22 protein-coding genes and 1 pseudogene are annotated in these 22,841 nt (G+C 33.7%); 7 read left to right on the forward strand and 16 right to left on the reverse strand.

Features of this window, described 5'->3' with window-relative positions; all coding sequences use genetic code 11:
- Window positions 1-69 precede the first annotated feature (69 nt).
- From QGM60_RS12850 to QGM60_RS12860, 3 genes are read right to left on the reverse strand one after another with little or no spacing between them, the layout of a single operon-like run.
- Window positions 70-300 carry a ferredoxin gene (locus QGM60_RS12850; protein WP_106680623.1) on the reverse strand — a complete coding sequence of 77 codons (231 nt, stop codon included), beginning with the start codon at window positions 298-300 and terminating at the stop codon, window positions 70-72.
- Entirely contained in the window at window positions 300-1,544 is a 1,245-nt protein-coding gene (locus QGM60_RS12855) for a peptidase U32 family protein (protein WP_281140660.1), read from the reverse strand. Before QGM60_RS12855 ends, QGM60_RS12850 begins: the two co-directional genes overlap by 1 nt.
- Before the next feature lie 4 nt (window positions 1,545-1,548).
- Window positions 1,549-2,622 (reverse strand): rhodanese-related sulfurtransferase, encoded by a 1,074-nt coding sequence (locus tag QGM60_RS12860; RefSeq protein ID WP_281140661.1) that lies wholly within the window; start codon window positions 2,620-2,622, stop codon window positions 1,549-1,551.
- A gap of 394 nt (window positions 2,623-3,016) precedes the next feature.
- Between QGM60_RS12860 and recA the strand changes: the two genes are divergently transcribed.
- The 4 genes from recA to QGM60_RS12880 all read left to right on the forward strand — a co-directional run bounded on the left by recA (window position 3,017) and on the right by QGM60_RS12880 (window position 6,748).
- On the forward strand, window positions 3,017-4,018 hold the full coding sequence (recA, locus tag QGM60_RS12865; RefSeq protein ID WP_281140662.1) for a recombinase RecA: 1,002 nt from the start codon (window positions 3,017-3,019) through the stop codon (window positions 4,016-4,018).
- Window positions 4,019-4,125: 107 nt separating this feature from the next.
- Window positions 4,126-4,551: a hypothetical protein gene (locus QGM60_RS12870; protein WP_281140663.1), complete on the forward strand. Its 426-nt coding sequence runs from the start codon at window positions 4,126-4,128 to the stop codon at window positions 4,549-4,551.
- 56 nt (window positions 4,552-4,607) lie between these two features.
- The gene (locus tag QGM60_RS12875) at window positions 4,608-5,153 is read left to right on the forward strand and encodes an RNA polymerase sigma factor (RefSeq protein WP_281140664.1); all 546 of its coding nucleotides are present in this window, start codon (window positions 4,608-4,610) and stop codon (window positions 5,151-5,153) included.
- A gap of 2 nt (window positions 5,154-5,155) precedes the next feature.
- Window positions 5,156-6,748, forward strand: coding sequence for a hypothetical protein (locus QGM60_RS12880; RefSeq protein ID WP_281140665.1), 1,593 nt, complete (start codon window positions 5,156-5,158; stop codon window positions 6,746-6,748).
- A gap of 62 nt (window positions 6,749-6,810) precedes the next feature.
- Here QGM60_RS12880 and QGM60_RS12885 read toward each other — a convergent pair whose 3' ends face one another.
- Complete coding sequence (locus QGM60_RS12885) at window positions 6,811-7,572, reverse strand: lysophospholipid acyltransferase family protein (RefSeq protein ID WP_281140666.1); 762 nt, start codon at window positions 7,570-7,572, stop codon at window positions 6,811-6,813.
- A 196-nt stretch (window positions 7,573-7,768) separates the two neighbouring features.
- On the opposite strand from QGM60_RS12885, the gene trpS reads away from it, so the two are divergent.
- Window positions 7,769-8,737, forward strand: a complete 969-nt coding sequence (gene trpS / locus QGM60_RS12890) for a tryptophan--tRNA ligase (protein ID WP_281140667.1) — start codon at window positions 7,769-7,771, stop codon at window positions 8,735-8,737.
- Between the two features lie 57 nt (window positions 8,738-8,794).
- Here trpS and dprA read toward each other — a convergent pair whose 3' ends face one another.
- Complete coding sequence (dprA, locus tag QGM60_RS12895; RefSeq protein WP_281140668.1) at window positions 8,795-9,913, reverse strand: DNA-processing protein DprA; 1,119 nt, start codon at window positions 9,911-9,913, stop codon at window positions 8,795-8,797.
- A 105-nt stretch (window positions 9,914-10,018) separates the two neighbouring features.
- On the opposite strand from dprA, the gene QGM60_RS12900 reads away from it, so the two are divergent.
- Window positions 10,019-10,960, forward strand: a complete 942-nt coding sequence (locus QGM60_RS12900; protein WP_281140669.1) for an SPOR domain-containing protein — start codon at window positions 10,019-10,021, stop codon at window positions 10,958-10,960.
- Between the two features lie 61 nt (window positions 10,961-11,021).
- The gene (locus QGM60_RS12905; protein WP_281140670.1) at window positions 11,022-11,531 is read left to right on the forward strand and encodes an acyl-CoA thioesterase; all 510 of its coding nucleotides are present in this window, start codon (window positions 11,022-11,024) and stop codon (window positions 11,529-11,531) included.
- Between the two features lie 198 nt (window positions 11,532-11,729).
- Here the strand turns inward: QGM60_RS12905 and QGM60_RS12910 are convergent.
- The 11 genes and pseudogenes from QGM60_RS12910 to atpA form a co-directional block, all read right to left on the reverse strand.
- Window positions 11,730-12,034, reverse strand: a pseudogene (locus tag QGM60_RS12910) (GIY-YIG nuclease family protein).
- 208 nt (window positions 12,035-12,242) lie between these two features.
- Window positions 12,243-13,511, reverse strand: coding sequence for a peptidoglycan DD-metalloendopeptidase family protein (locus QGM60_RS12915; RefSeq protein WP_281140671.1), 1,269 nt, complete (start codon window positions 13,509-13,511; stop codon window positions 12,243-12,245).
- Between the two features lie 29 nt (window positions 13,512-13,540).
- The gene (locus QGM60_RS12920) at window positions 13,541-14,332 is read right to left on the reverse strand and encodes a DUF4292 domain-containing protein (RefSeq protein WP_281140672.1); all 792 of its coding nucleotides are present in this window, start codon (window positions 14,330-14,332) and stop codon (window positions 13,541-13,543) included.
- Window positions 14,333-15,694 carry a tetratricopeptide repeat protein gene (locus QGM60_RS12925; protein ID WP_281140673.1) on the reverse strand — a complete coding sequence of 454 codons (1,362 nt, stop codon included), beginning with the start codon at window positions 15,692-15,694 and terminating at the stop codon, window positions 14,333-14,335.
- A 166-nt stretch (window positions 15,695-15,860) separates the two neighbouring features.
- The gene (locus QGM60_RS12930; RefSeq protein ID WP_281140674.1) at window positions 15,861-16,307 is read right to left on the reverse strand and encodes a hypothetical protein; all 447 of its coding nucleotides are present in this window, start codon (window positions 16,305-16,307) and stop codon (window positions 15,861-15,863) included.
- A 71-nt stretch (window positions 16,308-16,378) separates the two neighbouring features.
- Window positions 16,379-17,398: a sugar phosphate nucleotidyltransferase gene (locus QGM60_RS12935; protein WP_281140675.1), complete on the reverse strand. Its 1,020-nt coding sequence runs from the start codon at window positions 17,396-17,398 to the stop codon at window positions 16,379-16,381.
- Window positions 17,399-17,540: 142 nt separating this feature from the next.
- Complete coding sequence (dut, locus tag QGM60_RS12940; protein WP_281140676.1) at window positions 17,541-17,975, reverse strand: dUTP diphosphatase; 435 nt, start codon at window positions 17,973-17,975, stop codon at window positions 17,541-17,543.
- Window positions 17,976-18,014: 39 nt separating this feature from the next.
- Window positions 18,015-19,472: an oligosaccharide flippase family protein gene (locus tag QGM60_RS12945; protein WP_281140677.1), complete on the reverse strand. Its 1,458-nt coding sequence runs from the start codon at window positions 19,470-19,472 to the stop codon at window positions 18,015-18,017.
- A 145-nt stretch (window positions 19,473-19,617) separates the two neighbouring features.
- Window positions 19,618-20,142 (reverse strand): hypothetical protein, encoded by a 525-nt coding sequence (locus QGM60_RS12950; RefSeq protein WP_281140678.1) that lies wholly within the window; start codon window positions 20,140-20,142, stop codon window positions 19,618-19,620.
- Window positions 20,143-20,304: 162 nt separating this feature from the next.
- Window positions 20,305-21,165: an ATP synthase F1 subunit gamma gene (atpG, locus tag QGM60_RS12955; RefSeq protein ID WP_281140679.1), complete on the reverse strand. Its 861-nt coding sequence runs from the start codon at window positions 21,163-21,165 to the stop codon at window positions 20,305-20,307.
- Between the two features lie 73 nt (window positions 21,166-21,238).
- A complete protein-coding gene (atpA, locus tag QGM60_RS12960) occupies window positions 21,239-22,819 on the reverse strand; it encodes a F0F1 ATP synthase subunit alpha (RefSeq protein WP_281140680.1) in 1,581 nt (526 codons plus the stop codon).
- Window positions 22,820-22,841: the final 22 nt, after the last annotated feature.

The following is a 22,841-nucleotide window of genomic DNA, read 5'->3' on the forward strand; positions in this document are numbered from 1 at the left end:
AACATTACAACAATAAAAATTTAATACTATTAAAACAGCTTTGACTTGTAGTTGTATTTATTCTGCTTTTTAAACATCTTTTACCGAAATTATATTTACTGGACATGCTTTTGAAGCTTCAGTACAGGGTTCTAAAATTTCGTAATCGTTAGATTTTAGGGTAAAAAAACCTTTCCTATCGGTTGAATGTAATAATACTGTTTTACCGTCTTTTTTTGACATCCTAAACTGGTTTGGCGCCAACTCTACACAGTAATTACAGCCAATACACTTGTTTCTTTGCAAGGTAACAACAACCATTAAGCTTCAACTTTATTTTCTACAATTTTATAAAGTTTGTCTGATGGTCTTACTCTAAACTCTAATGGAATAGTAATTGAGTCTCCTTTTGTTCCTTTTTCTAACACTTGGTCATTAACTAGCATTTCTTTCAACTCAAACTCTTTTGCACCTGTTGTTGGACCAGTAATTAGCAAAGTATCACCTAATGATAAATCGTACGCTTCAATTTTAAATTCGCCAATTTTAGCTTTTGGATAAAAATGAATGCCTTTACCAATATACACCTTCTTTTGCGTTGCGTGCGAACCTGAACCTTTACTCCATTCGCCTAATTTTTGACCTAAATAGTAACCACTCCAAAAACCACGATTGTAGACTTTTTCTAGCTCTTGCATCCAACCAATTACTTTGTCTTTATCGTAAGTGCCATTTTCTACGCTATCAATTGCATCTCGGTAACATTTGATGACTCTAGCCACATATTCTGGCGCACGACCACGACCTTCAATTTTTAAAACTTTGATACCTGCATTTGCTACTTGGTCTAAAAAGTCGATTGTACAAAGGTCTTTTGGCGACATGATATACTCGTTATCCAATTCCATTTCAAAACCAGTTTCTTGGTCGATAACGGTATATTTTTTTCGACAATTTTGTTTGCAAGCACCACGATTTGCAGACGAGTTTTGCGAATGTAAACTCATATAACACTTACCAGAAACCGCCATACATAACGCGCCGTGACCAAAAATTTCAATCTCTACCAAACGACCTGATGGACCTTTGATTTGTTCTTTTTCAATTTGCTCTGTGATGTGTTTTACTTGACGTAAACTAAGCTCGCGACTTAACACCATTGTATCTGCAAACATGGCGTAAAACTTAACAGTTTCGATGTTTGTGATATTAATTTGTGTTGAAATGTGAACTTCCATACCCAACTCTCTAGCTACAGCAATTACTGCTTGATCCATTGCGATTACGGCGGTAATATTAGCTTCTTTCGCTTTTTTTACTAAGGTTTTTACGATAGATAAATCGTGATCGTAAATAATAGTATTAAGCGTTAGGTACGTTCTTACATTTTTGGCTTGACAACGTTTAGAGATTTCTTCTAAATCGTCTAAAGTGAAATTAATAGACGCACGAGCACGCATATTTAGTTGCTCTACTCCAAAATAAACCGAGTCTGCGCCATTATCTAAAGCTGCCTGCAAAGATTCAAAATTTCCTGCAGGCGCCATTAATTCTATCTTTTGCATCTTACTAGTCTTGTTTACTTTTTAGAGTTTCAAAAATATTACGCAAGTCTTTTTTATACGGCAAATGGTCTGCACGTCCTTTTTTAAAGATATCGTTACTATTACCTTGCCCTTTACGTAATGCTTTTTGCTCTTCGTAAGGCAATGCGTTTATTTCTTTACAAGTTGAAGAACAGCAATTGTCCATTTCAGCTTTACAATCTTCACATTGGATAAATAGTAAATGGCAAGCATCATTTGCACAGTTAACGTGCGTGTCACAAGGTTTCCCGCATTGGTGACATTGTGCAATAACATCATCACTTATTTTTTCTGAACGACGCTCGTCAAACACAAAATTCTTTCCTATAAACTTATTTTCTAAAGCTTTTTCGTTGACCTGTCTTGTGTATTCTATAATTCCACCGTCAAGTTGATAGACATTTTTAAACCCTTTGTGTTTAAAATATGCGCTGGCTTTTTCGCAACGGATACCGCCAGTACAGTACATCACTAATTTTTTGTCTTCTTTGTGTGCTTTTAAATCGTCTTCAATAATATCTAAAGACTCTCTAAAGGTATCTACATCTGGCGTTATGGCGTTTTTAAAGTGACCTATTTCGCTTTCGTAGTGGTTACGCATATCTACTAACACCGTGTTTTCGTCTTCGATTAAATCGTTAAACATTTCGGCATTAACGTGTATTCCTTTGTTGGTCACGTCAAAAGTATCGTCATTTAATCCATCGGCAACAATCTTATCTCTCACCTTAACTTTCAGCTTTAAAAAAGACATATTGTCTTGCTCTACAGCAATGTTTAGTCTTACATTTTCTAAAAAGTCAATGCTGTCTAAATGAGTTTTGAAGTTTTCAAAATTTTCGGCAGGAAGCGATAATTGGGCATTGATACCTTCGGTAGCGACGTAAATTCGACCTAAGACATCTAAACTGTTCCATTTAATAAACAGTTGGTCTCTAAATTCTTGTGGATTGCTAATGCGCGCATATTTGTAAAAAGACAGAGTAAGACGTTCTTTACCTGCTTTTTCAATAAGTTCGGCACGTTCATTAGCGCTTAATTTGTTGTACAGTTGCATGCTATACTTACGTTTTAAGAGTTAATAAATCGGTGCAAAGGTATTATTTGTTACTGAAATGAAAAGTTTTGGAGTAAAAAAAGCATTTTGAATCAACAAAATGCTTTTTTAAGATTAACAACTACTAACTTAAGAATTTATGCTAACCTACACCGACTATCAAGAATCGAGGTGTTCACGACAATTGAAACGCCTAATGTCTTCGCTAATTTGGTGTTTTTAAAAATAGACTTCATCTTAAAGACTTACACCTACTTTTTAAAAAATTTTCATAGCAATTTTTTCCTTTTTCAAACTGTAGATGTAAAAAGTGTAAAATGGTTGCGTCATTAAATTGAAAAAAATAAAATAAGTGGTATTTTTGATATCAATTTAATTAAGACAATAAGAAGAAATGAGTAGTGAAAAAGATGCAAAATTAAAAGCGTTAAAGCTAACGCTAGACAAGTTAGATAAGGCCTACGGAAAAGGTACTGTGATGAAAATGAGTGATCAGGCTATTGTAGATGTAGATGCAATTTCGTCTGGCTCTTTAGGCTTAGATATTGCCTTAGGAGTAGGCGGATACCCAAGAGGAAGAGTAATAGAAATATACGGTCCTGAATCTTCAGGTAAAACAACCTTAACACTTCATGCTATTGCCGAAGCACAAAAAGCTGGAGGTATTGCTGCGTTTATTGATGCTGAACATGCTTTTGATCGTTTTTACGCTGAAAAGCTTGGTGTTGATTTAGAAAATTTAATCATCTCTCAACCAGATAATGGTGAACAGGCTTTAGAAATCGCTGATAATTTGGTACGTTCGGGAGCTATAGATATCGTAGTAGTCGATTCTGTTGCGGCTTTAACACCAAAGAGTGAGATTGAAGGTGAAATGGGTGATTCTAAAATGGGCTTACATGCGCGTTTAATGTCTCAAGCGTTAAGAAAATTAACCGCTTCCATTAGTAAAACAAACTGTACTATGATTTTCATTAACCAATTACGTGAAAAAATTGGTGTGATGTTTGGCAATCCAGAAACTACAACTGGTGGTAACGCACTTAAATTTTACGCTTCAGTAAGATTAGATATAAGACGCTCAACTCAAATTAAAGACTCTAATGGTGACGTTATGGGTAATAAAACCCGAGTAAAAGTGGTAAAGAATAAGGTAGCACCACCATTTAGAACAGCAGAATTTGACATCATGTATGGTGAAGGAGTTTCAAAAGTCGGTGAAGTTTTGGATTTAGCAGTAGAAAAAGATGTTGTGAAGAAGAGTGGTTCTTGGTTTAGCTATGAAGACACTAAGTTGGGGCAAGGTAGAGATGCTGTAAAGTCATTGATAAAAGACAACCCTGAATTAATGGACGAGCTCGAAGAAAAAGTTAGGGCAATAATTAACGAAGCCTAGTTTAAAAAATTAAAATCCTGAAAAATTTCAGGATTTTTTTGTTTTTAGACGCAACCCTTTTGAACTTTATGCATCTACGAAGTGAAATAATTTGATTAATGATGATTATGAGAAAATATGCTTTAATATTTATCTTTTTTTTCAGTTTGCTTACTTCATGCTCATTAGATGATAATACTAATGAATATGATTATTATTTGGAAATACTTCCTATTGAAAGTGTGGATGTCCCGACACAATTTGTACATGGTGAAACTTATGAAATTTCAATGACCTATACCAAGCCAAGTCCATGCTATCAATTCAATGATTTTATTTATGAAATTAATGGGAGTGAACGAACCGTAGCTATAGTAAATACCGTTTATTATAATGGAGAGTCAAATTGTATTGGTGATGAGGAAGAGATTACAGTAAGTTTTAATTTTAGTGTTTTAGGACACGATACTTATGTGTTTAAATTTTTCCAAGGAGAGGACTCGCAAGGTATAGATCAATACTATATAGTTGAAGTACCTGTAGTTGATGAGTAATTTTTTTTGAAAACTATTTGAAAAGAAAATAATTATTAATTAATCCCAAAACTAATGTGAGTTTAGAACAACTCATAAAAAATTGTATAAAACAAGATGCTAAAGCTCAAAGCCAATTATACAAGCAATACGCAAGTAAGCTATTTTCGGTTTGTCTTAAGTATTCTAATAACTATGCTGAGGCGGAAGATAATCTGCACGATGCATTTATAACTGTATTTAATAAAATAGATCAGTATAAAAATAAAGGTTCTTTTGAAGGTTGGTTAAAACGAATAGCTATAAATACTGCATTACAACGGTACAGAGAAAATGTTGGTGTTTTTGATATTGTTAATGAAGATAATATTAAAGATGTTTCAGTAGATATAAATGATGATGATGTTAGTCTGGAGTTTCTACTAAAAATTATTCAGGAATTACCAGATCGTTATCGGTTGATATTCAACTTGTACGTTTTAGATGGTTATTCTCATGTTGAAATTAGTGAGTTGATTAACATTTCGGTAGGAACTTCTAAATCAAATTTAGCAAGAGCAAGATTGATTTTGAAAGATAAAATAGAGAATTACAAAGCGAATTCTAATTCGCAGAGTTTATAAAAATGAACGATAAGAAAAATATAGATAGACTTTTTCAAGAAAAGTTCAAGGATTTTGAAATGGCACCAGATGATGCCGTTTGGAATCGTATTTCTGAAAGTCTTCCTAAGAAAAAGAAAAAGCGACGTGTTATTGCTCTTTGGTGGCAATATGGCGGTGTAGCTGCTGTAATAGCCATTTTACTCACTGTAGGTGTTGCTGTTTATAATTCTGGAAATAACAAAAATCTAAACCCTTCTGTTGTTGAAACAAATAATTCTAATCAAAAAGAAGAAAACAAGAAAACAGAAACAAATATCAAAGATTCTTCAAAAAGCATACAGAATGAACTTAAAGAATCTAAAAGCGATTACAACAATGGTTTAGCGAATTCTTCTTCTGATAAAAATTTGAACTTAAACACAAAAGAAAATACACCATCCCAGCAAGAAAATTCCGCCAATACTTTAAGTAATACATCTCAAAGAAATCGCATTACAGAAAACAAAAACATCAATAATAAAAAAGAAGCTGGTATTACTGAAAAACAACAAGGCATTACAACTATTAGTGACCAAATAAAAGATGGCTCAAAAGTGACTTCTAATTCTGACAAGTCAAAAACCAATAGTTCTGAGACCAATCAACTCTCAACAGAAAATGAACTGGAATCTGCAATAAAGAACACTATTAAAGACAGTAATTCTGCTGTTGTTAGTAATGACTCTTCCACAAACACAAAAAACAACAGCAACTCAAATTCTGATAATGTTGAAAACACCATTACAGAAAATTCAATTGTTGACGAAACTAAAAAACAGTCTATAGAAGACGCTATTGCGGAGAATTCTGAAGATATTATAGATGAAAAAGAAGAAGAAAACCAAAACAGGTGGAGCATTGCACCAAATGTTGCGCCTGTTTATTACAGTTCTTTAGGAAAAGGCTCATCTATTGATAGTCAATTTAATGAAAATGCCAAAAGTAGTGATGTTAACATGAGCTATGGCATCAATGCTAGTTATGCTGTTTCAAGAAAGTTAAAAATACGTGCTGGCGTTAACCGTGTTAATCTTAGTCAAAAAACTTCTGATGTTTATGCTTTTGCTGGATCATCTACAGCTGCAAGAGCTAATAATTCAGAACAATCTACTGGCGGAAATATTGATTATGGCAAAAAATCTGGCGGTGTAGTGCTTATGAGCTCTTCAATGCTTTTTGGCTCTTCTGCTCCAGAAGCCTTTAATACACAATTAGCTGGCGATGTAGATCAACGCTTCGGTTTTATTGAAGTACCTCTAGAATTAGAGTACAGCTTATTAGACAAAAAGTTTGGGGTTAATGTTATTGGTGGGTTTAGTACTTTCTTTTTAAATCAAAATGAAATATATGCTGACATCGATGGTGCTTCAACTTTAATAGGTGAAGCTAATAACATCAACAACACAAGTTTTAGTGCCAATTTTGGATTGGGATTAGACTATAACTTGTCGCAACATTGGAATATAAATCTTGAGCCTCAGTTCAAGTACCAAATAAATACATTCAGTAATACTTATGGTGATTATAGACCATTCTTTATTGGTGTATATACAGGATTAAGTTTTAAGTTTTAGGTTAAATTTAAGTTAGAAGATTGCATACAATTAAGCAATGATGAATGCAATGATGACAAAAGCTACTCTTGGTTAGAGTGGCTTTTTGTTTTTATGGGTTTACTCAACTCCTCAAAAATAATATTTCTCGCTTTTTCATTTAAGCTTTTAGTATCTTGAGTTGTTAAATCTTCTGTCTTTAGAAAATGATGAATTTTTGCTCGCATTCTTCCTGGCCCACCACTAAAGAAAGTATACGAAAATCGTTTTTTATTATCATAAAAAGTTATTGGCACTACGGGTATTTTATGGTTTATTGCTAATCTAAACGCTCCATCTTTAAAATCATCTAATAGTACATGCTCTTCTGGCACACCGCCTTCAGGAAATATACAAATGCTCAACCCTTGTCTTAGTCGTCGCTGTGCTCTTAAAAAAACAGCTTGTCTACTTTTGGCACTACTTCTATCTACCAAAATACAAGTGCGCTTATAAAAGAATCCAAATAGTGGAATCTTCGCCAATTCTTGCTTACCAACAAAAACAAAAGGATTTTTAACTGTAACCAACATCAACATAATATCGGTCATTGAGGTGTGGTTCGCAATAAACATATAGCTTTTCTTTACATCTGGTTTTTCTTCTCTTATCACTTTATAAGAAAAGCCCATTCCTACGAGAATAAACTTAGCCCAAAACCTTGCTAGCCTAAAAAAGAACGGATACCATTTTTCTCTAGAAATAGAAATTAAAAGAATAGGAAACAAAATTACGATTGGTAAAGCCACCAAAACATAGAACCATATTCTATACAAAACCCAAAATGGATATTTTATTATTCCCATAGCACCAAAACTAAGTATTTAAATGAAATCACTTCTTATAGTTCTGCTAAAAAATTTAACTTTGCTTTCCAATTAGAAATTTAAGTTTAATAATAAAGTGATTCCTGCTTATTACTTGCTATCAGACTGAAGTTTATTGAAGTCTTGTAGTAAATAGAGCAGAATTAAAAAGATACCTGCCTTCGCAGGTAATATTATGGCAAGAATATTAACAGGAATACAAAGTACAGGAACACCGCATTTAGGTAATATTTTAGGAGCAATTTTACCAGCGATTGAACTCTCTGAGCAAAGCGATAATGAATCATATTTGTTTATTGCCAACCTACACACCTTAACCCAAATTAAAAATGCTGAAGAGCTAAGATATAACACCTATTCTGTTGCTGCTACTTGGTTAGCGTTTGGACTGGATATTGAAAAAACAGTATTTTACCGACAGAGCGATATTCCTCAAGTTACAGAACTTGCTTGGTATCTCGATTGCTTTTTTCCATATAACCGACTTAAACTTGCACATGGCTTTAAGGACAAAGCAGACCGATTAGAGGATGTTAACACAGGTTTGTTTATGTACCCAATGTTGATGGCTGCAGATATTTTGCTCTATGATGCCGAAATTATTCCTGTTGGAAAAGATCAAGTGCAGCATATTGAATTTACTCGCGACGTCGCTTCGAGATTCCACACCAAAATGGGAGAGGTCTTTGTACTACCTGAAGAGCGTTTACAAGAAAATACTATGCTTATTCCTGGTACGGATGGCGAAAAAATGAGTAAGAGTAGAGATAACTTTATTAATATCTTTTTACCAGAAAAACAACTGCGTAAAAAGATTATGTCTATAGAAACCGATAGTACTCCGCTTGAAGAACCAAAAGATTGGAAAACCTGTAATTGTTTTGCCATATACAGCTTATTAGCTTCTGAAAGTCAAATAGCAGAAATGAAGGCCAATTACGAAGGTGGTAATTACGGTTACGGACATGCTAAACAAGCTTTGTATGAATTGATTTTAGAGCGTTTTGCTGAACCAAGAGAACGCTATAACTACTATATGAATAATCTTAAAGAATTAGATGCTGTGTTAGCTGAAGGTGCTAAAAAGGCTAAAGTTGTTGCTGATGATGTATTGAAGCGTGTTAGGGAAAAGGTTGGGTATTAAAGCCAATCTCTTTAAAGACCTCACAGGTTTAAAAAACCTGTGAGGTCTTTGTTAAGCTCAAATAACCTCAAACAACTTCCCAGGCAAAGGTCTTATCACACCTTTCAATTCCATCGTTAATAAAATACCTGCTAATTTATAAGTGGGAATATTGCATTGTATAGCAATAACATCTAGTAATTCCTTGCCATTGACTTCCAAAAAATTGTAGATGACTTTTTCATCACCTTCTAACTCTACAAATAATTGCTTTTGAACATGTTTCTTGGACGCTGAGGCACTCGAAGCGTCTTCAAGTTGCCAATTCAACAGATATGGTACATCTAAAGGATCGGACAATAAATGTGCTTTTTGAAATTTTATAAGATTATTACAACCTATACTCTGGCTATCTGTGGTTCTTCCTGGTACAGCAAACACTTCTCTATTGTAAGAGTTTGCAATATCAGCAGTCACCAAACTGCCGCCTTTTTCAGCGGATTCTATAACGATGGTAGCTTCGCTTAAACCTGCAATGATTCGGTTTCGCTTTAAAAAGTTATTTCTATCAAAAACATCTGTACTCCAAAAATCTGTAAAAAACCCACCATGCTTTTCTAGGTCAGCAACATATTTTTCATGTACTTTCGGGTAAATTTGATTTAATCCGTGAGCCAAACAACCAATAGTTTGTAAGTTGTGTTTTACAGCTGCCTTCTGAGCCGTAATATCAGTACCATAAGCAAAACCAGATACAATTATTGGATTGTAAACAGCTAAACTTTCAACCAATTTCTCACAAAACGCAATTCCACTAGTAGTTATTTTCCTTGTGCCAACGATACTAATTATAGGTTGGCTTTTAATATTGATATTTCCAGACTGAAACAACACTATTGGGCCATCAATACAATGTTTCAACTTTTCGGGATAGGTATCTTCTGTAAAATAATGCGCTAAGATGTTATTGTCTTTAATGAACCGTAATTCATTTTCAGCTTCCTCAAAATGGGTTTTATCAAAAAGACCTTCAATAGTAATTGTACCTATGCCATCAATCTTTAAAAGATTAGACCTTTTTTCGTTAAAAACAGCTTCGGCTGAACCACAATGATTGATCAATTTCTTTGCTGTAGTCGCTCCTATTTTTGGTACATGTTGTAAGGCTAAAGCAAAAATTAATTGTTGATCCGTCATTTTAAAGTATTGATTTCAAACCTACAAGAAACTAAATTTTTCTGATGTTAATAACTAAACAGGGACAAAGTTTCATCAGAAACAAAAATTTTTAACTTTGCTTTTATGCAGTTAGAGACTTACATCAGCGACCTTTTATACCGTTACGATTGTGTTACCGTTCCTGGATTGGGAGCCTTTTTAACCAATCGTGTTTCGGCAAAAGTTCATGAAATTACACATACGTTTTATCCACCTAAAAAGGTGCTATCTTTTAATGAGCAACTTCAAAATAATGATGGTCTTTTAGCTAACTACATAGCCGAAGTTGAAAAGATACCTTATTCTACAGCGACTGAAAAAATTGCTAAGCAAGTAAAATCTATTAAATCTTACTTGGTAGAAGGTGAAACTATTCAATTTCAAAACATAGGAGAATTAATATTGAACACTGATGGTAAGATTATTTTTGACCCATCAACTCATATTAATTACCTAACGGATTCTTTTGGGTTGTCTCACTTTACATCTTCGGATATTAATCGTGAGGTTTACAAAGAAGAAGTTGAAGCTATTGAAGAAAAAGCACCTATTGCGTTTACTCCTGAAAAGCGATCTAACCTTAATTTGTTAAAGTATGCTGCTGCAGCTGTTGTTGTATTGGGTCTAAGTGGTTTTTTAGGCGCTTCTTATTACAATAATTCCATAGAAAGCCATAATCAATTAGCTCAAGAACAAGCTAATGAACAGTTAGACGCAAAAGTACAGGAAGCTACTTTTGTAATTAGTAATCCACTACCTGCTGCGACGCTGTCTTTAGAAAAAAAACAAACGGGTAATTATCATATTGTGGCTGGCGCTTTTAGAATTGAAGCTAATTCTGATAAAAAGGTAAAACAACTAAGAGACAACGGTTTTAAAGCTAGAAAAATCGGTGTTAACCGTTATGGTCTTCACGAAGTTGTTTATGGTAGTTTTGAGACAAGAGCCGAAGCACAGCAAGAACTTTACAACATAAGAAAAGAGCATAACCGCGATGCGTGGTTATTGATTAAGAAATTAGATTAATTCTTTCTTATCCCTTTATTTCTTTAAAAGCACCTTATCTTTGCACAAATTTTAAGAATTTATGCAATCTAGAACAGCTTCTCAATCTAAAACTACGGTAACCGACTTAGTATTACCAAGCGAAACTAATCCTATCAACAACTTATTTGGTGGTGAATTATTAGCACGCATGGATAGAGCTGCTAGTATTGCTGCAAGACGACACTCTAGACGAATTGTAGTAACCGCTTCAGTAAATCACGTAGCTTTTAATAGAGCTATTCCTTTAGGTAGTGTGGTGATGATTGAAGCTAAAGTTTCAAGAGCGTTTACATCTTCTATGGAAGTTTATATGGACGTTTGGATTGAGGACAGGGAGTCTGGCGAATGTATCAAAGCCAATGAAGCTATTTATACCTTTGTAGCTGTTGACGAAACTGGTAGACCTGTAAAAGTTCCTGAGTTAATTCCTGAAACAGAACTTGAAAAAGAGCGCTTTGATGCTGCTTTAAGACGTAAGCAATTAAGCTTAGTCTTAGCAGGAAAAATGAAACCTGCTGATGCTACTGAGTTAAAGGCCCTTTTTGAGTAGTTTTTATACTAATATACTGGCGCAGCCAAAATGTAATTTGTTACTATAATTTTCCCTAAAATGTAAGACCAAGCAATCTTTTGTCTTGTTTAATTTAGATTCTTCACTATCGCTCTGAATGACATGCAAATATCTTTAAATTATATAAAACCTAAACTTGTGCTTGTCATTCTGAAGGACGAAGGACTGAAGAATCTCTCAAATTTCACGATTCAAAAAATTCCATTGAGGGTTAAATAACTTAATCAAATCCTCTTTTTTATTTCTACTCCAACCCTTTATCTCTTTTTCTCGCTTTATGGCATTTTCTACCTCAAAAAATGTTCGTGATAAATAAGGAAGAAACATTTATACTTGGCTGTAAAAGCTTTAGAAAACGGCTCAGGATTATTATGAAAATATAGTCTGTCTTTAAGATTATTCGTCATTCCTGTATATAAAACTGTTTTACTTTTATTCGTTAAGATATATACGTAGTAGTTATGTGTACCTATTGTTTTCATATTTAAAGGCTAGATTCTTCGCTGTCGCTCTGAATGACATTCAAAAAATCTTTAAATTATATAAAACTTAAACTCATGTTTGTCATTCTGAAGGATGAAAGACTGAAGAATCTCTCTTTATTAATTTTACTTTTATTAGATTCTTCGCTACGCTCTGAATGACAAATAACTGCTCAATCTATGGTGGCTATGTTGTAGTAAAGGTGAATTAAAACTTAGCTAACCAATATTGGGGATTTAATCTTTGATCGTTCTTAAATAAACGGAAGTCTAATAAACTTTCGCCATTTACTTTACTAGTGAATACTTTACCTATAACCTGACCTGTTGTGACTTTATCACCAGGTTTGACGTAAACTTTTGATAAGTTGTAATAGATAGTAAAATAATTTCCGTGACGAATTAATATTCCTGGGTTAGCGTTTTTTACAAGTATAATTTTAGAAACCACACCATTAAATACAGTTTTAACATCAGCATTTGCTGTAGTTGCAATTTTAATTCCAGAATTATTGACTTCAACAGAGTTGTCTGTTAAAGAGCGTGTTTTACCAAATTTTCCTTTAATGACTCCTCTTTCAACCGGCCAGCCTAGTTTCCCTTTGTTAGACTCAAAATTTGTTGCTAATTTTTTTGCTTCTGGAGTCATTACAAATTTTGATGAGCTAGAGCTCGTATTAGGTTTTCCTTTGTTAGCTTCTTTGTTAGCCGCTGCAATAGCTTCTCTAATTAACCTATTTATTTCCTTATCTAAACGATCAGCTTCCTGTCTTTTTTCCTTGATTTGAGCTGCGAATTTACCCATATCTGCTTTTATAGAAGCCATTAAGGTTTCACGTTCTTTAAGCTCTTTTTCTAATTCACGTTTAGCTATTCGGTTATCTTCAATTAACTTTTGCTTGTCTTCTTTCTGTTTAGTAAGTTGAATATTTAAATCTTGAAGTTCTTTTGTTTTAGTCTTTATAGCTTCACCTTGTTCCTTTTGGTAATTGGCATACTGCTTAATGTATTGTAGTCTTTTATAAGCTTGTTTAAAGTCTTCCGAAGACAACAAAAACATAATTTTACTCTGCTCAGACTTACTTTTATAAGACTTTACTACCATTGCAGCATAATCTTCCTTCAGCTCTTCTAATTGCGCTCTAAGGCTCGTTATTTCCTTTTGATTGGCATTTATTTCTCTGGTCAGTAAATTAGCTTGCTCATTGGTAATTCTGATAAGATTCTGCCTAACATTAACCTTGTAGTTTAAGTCTTCAATAAGTGTGAGAGCGGATTTTTCTTCTTTCTTCTTACTTGTATATATTAATTTGAATTCCTCTATTTCTCTTAAAATCTGCTGACGCTGTGCTTCTAGCTTTTTTTGCATAGCGCTTTGGGCAGATAACTGCACAGATGAAAATAATATGACTAAAACCACTAAGGCATTACAATATTTTTTCATCATTTTAATATTAAAAGATTTCTCGTCGTTCATTCTTCACTCTGTCGAAATGACAAATACATTTATTTTATAACTATTTCTTTATAACCAGCAGGAATTTTAAACGGGAAGCGCACTTCCTCATTTAAAGATACAGATTTATACTCTAAAGTAATTGCCACCTGATCAGAATCTTCAACCGCAATTATTCTAATATTCTGAGGAAGAATTTGCTTATCCACTTCTTGATACGACGCATAATCTACTTGTAACATACGCTTCTTTAATTGCTGAAACATTTGTAAACTATCCATCTTAAAATGCGACGGATTGATTAAATAAAACAATTCTAACAATGCATTTTGATCTTTTGGCTGAAGCGCATAAGAGTTTTCGTTTATTGCGACTTGATAGGGTTCATCTTTCAAATTAGTAATTGCTTGCCCTAAAAGTATATTTTGAACTCTGTCAAAATCTAAATCAATACCAGCAACATCACTCAGCAACTTATAGTCTCCATCAAAGTATTCGTTATCAATCTTGTTATAAAACTGAACTTTTTCTGGTGTTATCATCATCCGAGCCATTCCAAAAGAAGCACTTAACCAAATTACTTTATCCTTTTCCATTCTAAAGCTAAAGGTATGGCCTTGCTCTTTTTCTCCTTGAATAAGATCAATCTCTACTCTGGCGTTCATGGTTTTAAAATCAGCTTCGTTTTTTTCGTGCTGTTTTATCACTTGTTTAGCCGAAAGCTTATCGCTTGCTTCACCTGATGCAATAACGTTTTTGGTAGATTTACAACTTAATGCTGTAGCTATAATCACAAAACTTAATGTGATTTTTAGGCTTTTATAGATTTTGGGTAACTTCATTTATTGTTGTGCTTTTAAAGCTTGTGCCTTTTTAGCAAACGTTTCGGATTTACTAATATTATTTAATCCTTTGTATGCTATACTTAATTCTGAATAAAAATCGGATTCCATTTGTGGGTTCTCTATCAAGAAATCGAGGCCCATTTCCAGCTGATTTTTTGCTTTTTTGTACTCACCCAGTTTATTGTTTGCTACACCATTAACCAAATATAAAATTGGTTGTGCTGGATACAACTCTAAGGCGCGTTCAGAATCTTCTACAACGGCATTATAATCCTCAATGTCTAGTTGTAATAATAAGACGTCTTTTATCAATTTAAAATCCTTTGGATTTTGTTTTAAAGCTTCTTTAAAGTTTGAAAGTGCTTTTACTTTGTCACCCGCTTTTAAATAATAAGCTCCCAAATCGCTATGGGTTTGAGCATCTTTATTTTGATCTATTAATGCTGTTATTTCTATTAAATCGGATTCGTACTCTGGGTTTTGAGCCACAAAAGCCACAAAGTCTTTTAATACTTTAGCCTTAGCATCTGCATTGATTTCTGGGCTTGTTAATGCAATTCTCACTGAGTTGATAGCATCATCTATTTTATCGTCTTGCAAGTAAAACTTATATAAAGCTAAGTGTACAAACTTAGAGTCTGGTTTTACTTTTAAAAGGTTTCTTGCAGCTTTGTAGGCTTTCTTTTTGTCACCCGTTTGGCTATAACGGTAAATCAGCTTTAGGTGATTATCTTCGATATTAGGATTGTTTGCAATACGTTGTTCTAAGTTTTCTATTCTATCGTCTGCGTTACCTGTAATACTATAAATATCATTACGCATGGCGTCTCTAGACTCACTTAAACCGTATTCTTCATCTAACTCATCTAAAATATCTAGCGCTTGTTTATAACGTTCTTCCCTAACATATAGAGCTGCTAAATCTTCTTTATAATCTGGGTGATATCTAACAAGTTGCTTTATGGTTTTTATCGCATTATTGACATCATCTTGTTGGTAATACACATCATAAAGCTCGTCTAAAAACCAAACATTGTCTGGTTGCATATCTATAGCTTTCTTTAGATATTCTTCTGCAGCTCCAAAGTTTTTAAGTTTGTTGTAGTTTTTACCAAGCTCAAAATAAATGACAGGCTTTTTAGAATCTAGATTTAAACATTTGTGAAGCGCTTCAACCGCTCTATCATAGTTTTCTATGCCTTTTTGTTTTAAGGCTTCAAAAAAGTGCTCTTGAAATTCGTCTTCAACATTTCCTAAGTCATCATCTGGTCGTTTGTTGAAATCGACTTGGGCCATAGCAAAGCTTGGTACTAAAAATAGTACTAGTAGAAGTTTTGTTATGTGTTGTTTTAATTTCATATTTAGATTCTTCGCTAACGCTCTGAATGACAAATTGGTTTCAAAAGTTATTCCAAACTTGTGTTTGATTATGATTTTTCGCGGTAACCGAAAGATAGCAAATTGCAATTAATTCTGATTAGGAATTTAGGCGCAATGAGCTATATACAATATTGTAGCAAGTTTTTTATTTATATTTCTCAAATGTTTTTTCAAGTCCTTCAATCAAAACTTTCATTGATTTAGGGTAACAGTTTCTAATGCTTTTTAATTCAATTTTAGTGTCTTTTCCGTTTTCAGAAATTAATATTGTAATAGGTGCTAAATAGTCGCAATTTGTGGCACTAATTTCCTTTTCATATTCTATTAATTTATCAGTAGATTTTCTATACACCCTACTGATAAATTTTTCGTCTAACAAGTTAACTGTTTTGATAGAATTAAACTTGCCCAAATCTATGTCATAACAATTATCAATTTCAATTTTACGACTCGTAACACGAAAGGCCACGTACTTGCATTGATTGTTGTTATATTTAGTGCTAATCAGAATCATACTCTTGTCATTTCTGACTTGACTAAATGCCATTGAAGAGATTATCAATAAGAATAAAATTCCTAAAATTAGTTTCATATTGTGTTCATTAAATGTATAACAACTTGAGATAATGAGATTTCTGCCTGCGCAGGAATGACAATCGCGATTTATTCCATCACAGTATAATCACCAATACTAATTTTAGTAAACTCGCCATTATACTTAACGTGGTTACCAATCATAGCTTCGTCTAAATTAGCGTTTTTAATAGTCGTCTGATTCTGTATTAAGCTATTTTTAACGGTTGAGTTTTCAATAACACAATCTTTGCCTATAGAAACGTTAGGGCCAACCGTAGCGTTCTTTAAAACCGTTCCTTTTGCGATGAAACACGGTTCAACTACTTTTGAATTCTCTAAAACGACAGAATCGTCAACTAATTGCTCTTCGCCATCTGCTTTTAAGAAGCCTAACATCTTGGTATTGGTTTCTAGCGTTACGTTTTTGTTTCCGCAGTCCATCCATTCATCAACTGTACCAGTTTTGAATACTTTCCCATCTGCCATCATGCGCTTTATACCATCGTTAATTTGGTATTCTCCACCATTCATTACATTTTCGTCTAAAACTTCTTGAAGCTTCGCTTTTAAAACGGCAACATCTTTAAAGTAATAGATTCCGATTACGGCTTGGTCACTCACAAAAGTTTCTGGTTTTTCTACAAGCTCAATAATTTCTTGATTGTCGTTAAGCTTCACTACACCATAAGCTTCAGGATTTTCCACTTGCTTGGTCCAGATAACACTGTCTGCACTTGGGTCTAAATCAAACTCAGCTCTTATCAGCGTATCTGCATAAGCAATTACCGCAGGACCTGAAAGTGATGGTTTAGCACTCATAATAGCATGACCAGTTCCTAACGGTTGATCTTGTCTGTAAATGGATGCTTTAGCGCCTAAATCTTCAGCCAACTCCGTTAAACTCTCAACCACATCATCTCCAAAAAAAGCTGGATCGCCAAGCACAAAAGCCACTTCTTCAATAGGTTGCTTTAAAACCTTAGCAATATCTTTTACCAAACGATGCACGATGGGTTGGCCTGCTACCGGAATTAATGGTTTTGGAACTGTTAAACTATGTGGCCTTAAGCGTGAGCCTCGACCCGCCATTGGTACTATTATTTTCATTTTTTTTAGACATTAGACCGCTTTGCTGTTAGATAATAGACGCTAGACGGTTTTTTTGATTTTTAAATGTTCTTTAAAATTTAGCACGAATTCAGAAACAATCTTCTTTCTTATTCTAAAATCGTCAATCGTAATTCTTCAATCATTTGGTTCCTGTACTACCAAAGCCCCCTTCGCCTCTATCGGTTTCTGAAAGCTCTTCAACCTCTATCCATTCTGCACGTTCGTGTTTTGCAATAACTAGCTGCGCAATGCGTTCACCATTTTGAATGGTAAATTCTTCATTTGATAGGTTGACTAAAATCACGCCTATTTCGCCTCTGTAATCGGCATCTACAGTTCCTGGTGCATTTAAAACTGTGATTCCTTTTTTTGCTGCTAGTCCACTTCTTGGTCTTACTTGTGCTTCGTAACCAATAGGTAATTCTATATATAATCCTGTACCTACAATGGTTCTTTCTAAAGGTTTAAGAATTCTATCTTCTGAAAGGTTTGCCCTTAAATCCATTCCAGCTGAAGCTATGGTCTCGTAATGCGGTAAATTATGGTTGGATTTATTTATTATTTTTATTTCCATGTTTCTTTGTCTAATCTTCTAAAAAGTGAAGACATTGTATTAATTCAAAATCTGTTTTAACTGTTTCTTTTCTAGGAAAACAACTAATCCCAAAAATACAATTATCATAGCAATTCCTATGTAGTAATTACCTGGATAATAATAAAAAGATAATGCTGACAGTGCTATCGAAACAATTAGGTACAACCCTATTTTTTTTAAATTGTAAGGTATTGGATAGTATTTTCTCCCAAAATAAAATGACAATAGCATCATAGAAGCATAGGCCACTAATGTTGCTACTGCAGATGCTTTGTAACTGAATTGATGAATAAACGCTAGATTGATTATCAATGTTACCACCGCACCAAACACAGAAATATAGGCACCATATTTTGTTCTATCCGTAACCTTATACCAAACAGAAAGATTATGATATATACCTAAACAGAAATTTGCTAAAAGAATTATAGGAACAATCCACATGGCTTCCCAATACGCCTCACTTCTTATGATGAAAGGTTTAATTAAATGTGCAAAAACAGCAACTGTTAATAGTATAATGGAACCAAAGGCTACAAAAAATTCAAGAATTAATGCATAGTTTTTTTGAGGGCTTTTTGATTTGGCATGACTGAAAAAATACGGTTCAATTCCAAGTCTAAATGCTGTTGCAAACAACGTCATAAACAATGCTAATTTATAACATGCTGAATACATTCCTATTTCGCTATCTGCTATATCTGAAGGTAACAATTCTTTTAGTAGAATACGGTCAAAAGCTTCGTTTATAGAAAATGCTACACCTGCAACCAATACAGGAAGTGCATATCTCATCATTTGTTTCCAAAGCGTTTTGTTAAATCTAAACTTGAGTTTTAAATAAAACGAAAGCATTGCCATCAATGTAAACCCACTTGCTACCAAATTTGCAATGAAAATATAACTGACTTCAAAGTTGGGCTTATAAATACTTTCAAAAAAAGATCCTTCAGATGCTAAATCTTTTAATGCTAATAGGAAGAATAAATTAAGCCCAATATTAATACAAACGTTAAGAATCTTAATTATAGCATATTTCATCGGTTTTTGATTCGCTCTAAGCCAAGCAAAAGGGATAATAACTAGAGCATCTAAAAGTAAAATCCATATGACTAAGTTGACATATTTCACATCTATTTCAATGACATTAGCAATGTGACTTTGAAATATTAATGCCAAGAGGAAAAACACCAGTGATGATATTACTAAAGAAATTGTAGCTGTACCTATAACGGCTTCTTTATCCTCTTCCTTATTAAAAAAACGGAAGAAAGCAGTTTCCATACCATAAGCTAGTATGACATTGAATAAAATAAAATATGAAAATATAACCGAGACTTCACCATATTCCGCAGGACTTGATAAGACGTCTGGACTTGTGTACAATGGCACTAATAAAAAACTCAACATTCTTGGTAGCACAGTTGCTAAACCATAAATGAATGTTTGTTTAAAAAGAGATTTAAATCCGCTCAATCCTAAATTATTAGTACATCAAAAGTATTGAATTATTATTAAAAAGCTCTCAAAGCTTTTGGTGTAAAAAGAAAAAAAGTCTCACCGATAAGGTGAGACTTTTGCTATTAATAATTCATTTATTACAACTTAACTCTAGTGTAGGCTATTCATCGTCCGTAACAGCCAGAATAGAAGATGAGTTACTTGCGTATAAAGAAGGTGGTCCTTCTTCATAATAAGTACCAGCAACCTCATTTAAGTTTCTTATTTTGAAAAACTTTTGTTTTCCATTTTCAGTATAACTGATAGCACATTCATTGTCCTTTAAGTCAAATGGATAATCTTCTGGCTTTTCGTCTTTCTTAAACGTATAATAACGTGACTTACTTTTAAGAATTGCACGATATTTCCCTTCTGTTTTAACAAGTTTAGCTTTCATGTTTCTAAAGTAAACACTGTCAATATCAACATTTGTACCTTCCTCTAAAACAGGAATAAATACATTAATTCCAGTACCTCCAACTTTAATACCAGCATACCATTCTTGAAAATATGCTTGTTTTAATTTTAGAGATGTTGGCTCTTCAAATCTTGTAGCAACAGCATCTTTGGAACTTGAGCATTGAAACGTAGATAAACACGCAATAGCAAATACGATGGCGAAAAACGCCTTTTTTAGTTTCTTCATTACAAAGTAGGTTTTGTTTTGGTGGTGCAATATACTACATTTTTTTACTTTATCGATATTTTTTGCATTTAATCGATGAAATGCAATTTTCATTATGATTCTAGGCATAAAAAAACCCAACTTATAAAGTTGGGTTTTCTATTAATATTATAAATTAAAGTCTTAACCATTCAACGCTTCAGCACCACCAACAATCTCAAGGATTTCGTTAGTAATAGCTGCTTGACGTGCTTTGTTATAAGTTAATTTTAATTGATCTCTTAATTCTGTTGCGTTGTCAGTTGCTTTGTGCATAGCTGTCATACGCGCACCGTGCTCTGAAGCGAATGAATCTCTAATACCTTTATACAATTGAGTCTTTAATGACTTAGGAATTAAAGTTTCAACAATTTCTTGCTTAGATGGCTCAAAAATGTAGTCTAAATTAACGTTAGAATCACTTTCAACAGGAACAATTGGTAAAAACTGCTCAGTCATTACAACTTGAGTTGCAGCATTCTTAAAGTGGTTGTAAACAATTTCCACTTTGTCATACTTACCATCAACAAACTGCTGCATAATGGTCTCAGCAATATTAGCAACATTCTCGAAAGTTAAATCATCGAAAACTTCACTATTATTAGCAACAACTCTGTTAGACTTAGCAAAAGCATCATTCACCTTCTTACCTATTGCGTAAATAGATACATTCTTTCCGCTGTACTTATTATTAATTAAGTTATTAACCTCTTTAATAATATTAGAGTTAAAAGCTCCTGCTAAACCTCTGTTTGAAGTAATAGCAACAACCAACACATTCTTAACCTCTCTTTGTACTGAATATTGGCTAGAAGAATCTGAATCTAAGGTTGCACTTAAACTTTGAAGCAACTCAGTAAGCTTGTTAGAATAAGGACGCATAGCAGTAATAGCATCTTGAGCCTTCTTTAACTTAGCAGCAGATACCATTTTCATGGCACTGGTAATCTGCATCGTTGAAGATACTGATGATATTCTGTTACGTATTTCTTTTAAGTTTGCCATTTCTTAGTAATTAGTATTGAGTATTCAGTAGTGAGATGTTATAGTTCTCACTACTCAATACTAAAATCTATTATTATGCTCTAAACTTACCTGAAAGGTCTTTAGCTACATGTGTTAATGTATCAATAACCTCATCAGTTAATTTACCTGATTTAAGTGTATCTAGAGTATCTCTGTGCTTAGCATTTAAGAATTCAATGAAGTCTCTTTCAAATTCTTTTACTTTATCTACAGGAACATCTTTTAACAAGTTCTTAGAACCAGCATAGATAATCGCAATTTGATCTTCTACAGTATAAGGATCGTTTTGTGCTTGCTTTAAAATTTCAACATTACGCTTACCTTTTTCAATAACTTTTAATGTTGATGCATCTAAATCAGACCCAAACTTAGCAAATGCTTCTAATTCACGGAACTGTGCTTGGTCTAATTTTAATGTACCAGATACTTTCTTCATAGATTTAATCTGAGCGTTACCACCTACACGAGATACAGAAATACCTACGTTAATTGCTGGACGAACACCAGAGTTAAATAAATCACCATCTAAGAAAATCTGACCATCTGTAATAGAGATTACGTTAGTTGGGATGTATGCAGAAACGTCACCTGCTTGTGTTTCAATAATTGGTAAAGCTGTTAAAGAACCACCACCTTTTACTATTGGCTTTAATGATTCAGGTAAATCGTTCATTTCTTTTGCAATAGCATCATCATTGATAACTTTTGCAGAACGCTCTAATAAACGTGAGTGTAAGTAGAAAACGTCACCTGGATACGCCTCACGTCCTGGTGGACGACGTAATAATAATGATACCTCACGATAAGCTACTGCTTGCTTAGATAAATCATCATAAATGATTAATGCAGGACGACCAGTATCTCTAAAATACTCACCAATTGAAGCACCTGTCATAGGTGCGTAAACTTGCATTGCAGCAGGATCTGAAGCGTTTGCAGCAACTATAGTTGTGTAAGCAAGAGCACCTCTTTCCTCTAATGTTTTAGCAATACCTGCAACAGTTGATGCTTTTTGACCAACTGCAACATATATACAATATACAGGATTACCTGCATCGTAAAATTCTTTTTGATTTAAGATGGTATCAATACAAACTGTTGTTTTACCAGTTTGACGGTCACCAATAACCAACTCACGTTGTCCTCTACCTACAGGAATCATAGCATCAATCGCTTTAATACCTGTTTGTAATGGTTCTGTTACTGGCTCTCTATAGATAACACCAGGAGCTTTACGCTCTAATGGCATTTCGTAAGTTTCACCAGAGATAGGTCCTTTACCATCAATTGGGTTACCTAAAGTATCAACAACACGTCCAACGATACCTTCACCTACTTTTACAGAGGCAATACGAGATGTACGCTTTACAGTAGAACCTTCTTTTACTGCTTTAGCTTCACCTAATAATACAATACCTACGTTATCTTCTTCAAGGTTAAGTACAATACCTTCTGCACCACCATCGAATTCTACAAGCTCACCATATTGAGCATTTGCTAATCCGTAAGCACGTACAATACCATCACCTACAGTTAATACTGTTCCTACTTCGTCTAATGAAGCGCCTGCTTCAAAACCTGAAAGTTGTTGTTTTAAGATTGCTGATATTTCAGCTGGTTTTACTTCTGCCATCTTTATTTAATATTTAATGCTC

Origin of the sequence: Winogradskyella sp. SYSU M77433, assembly GCF_029911945.1 — a bacterium.
GTDB lineage: Bacteria > Bacteroidota > Bacteroidia > Flavobacteriales > Flavobacteriaceae > Winogradskyella.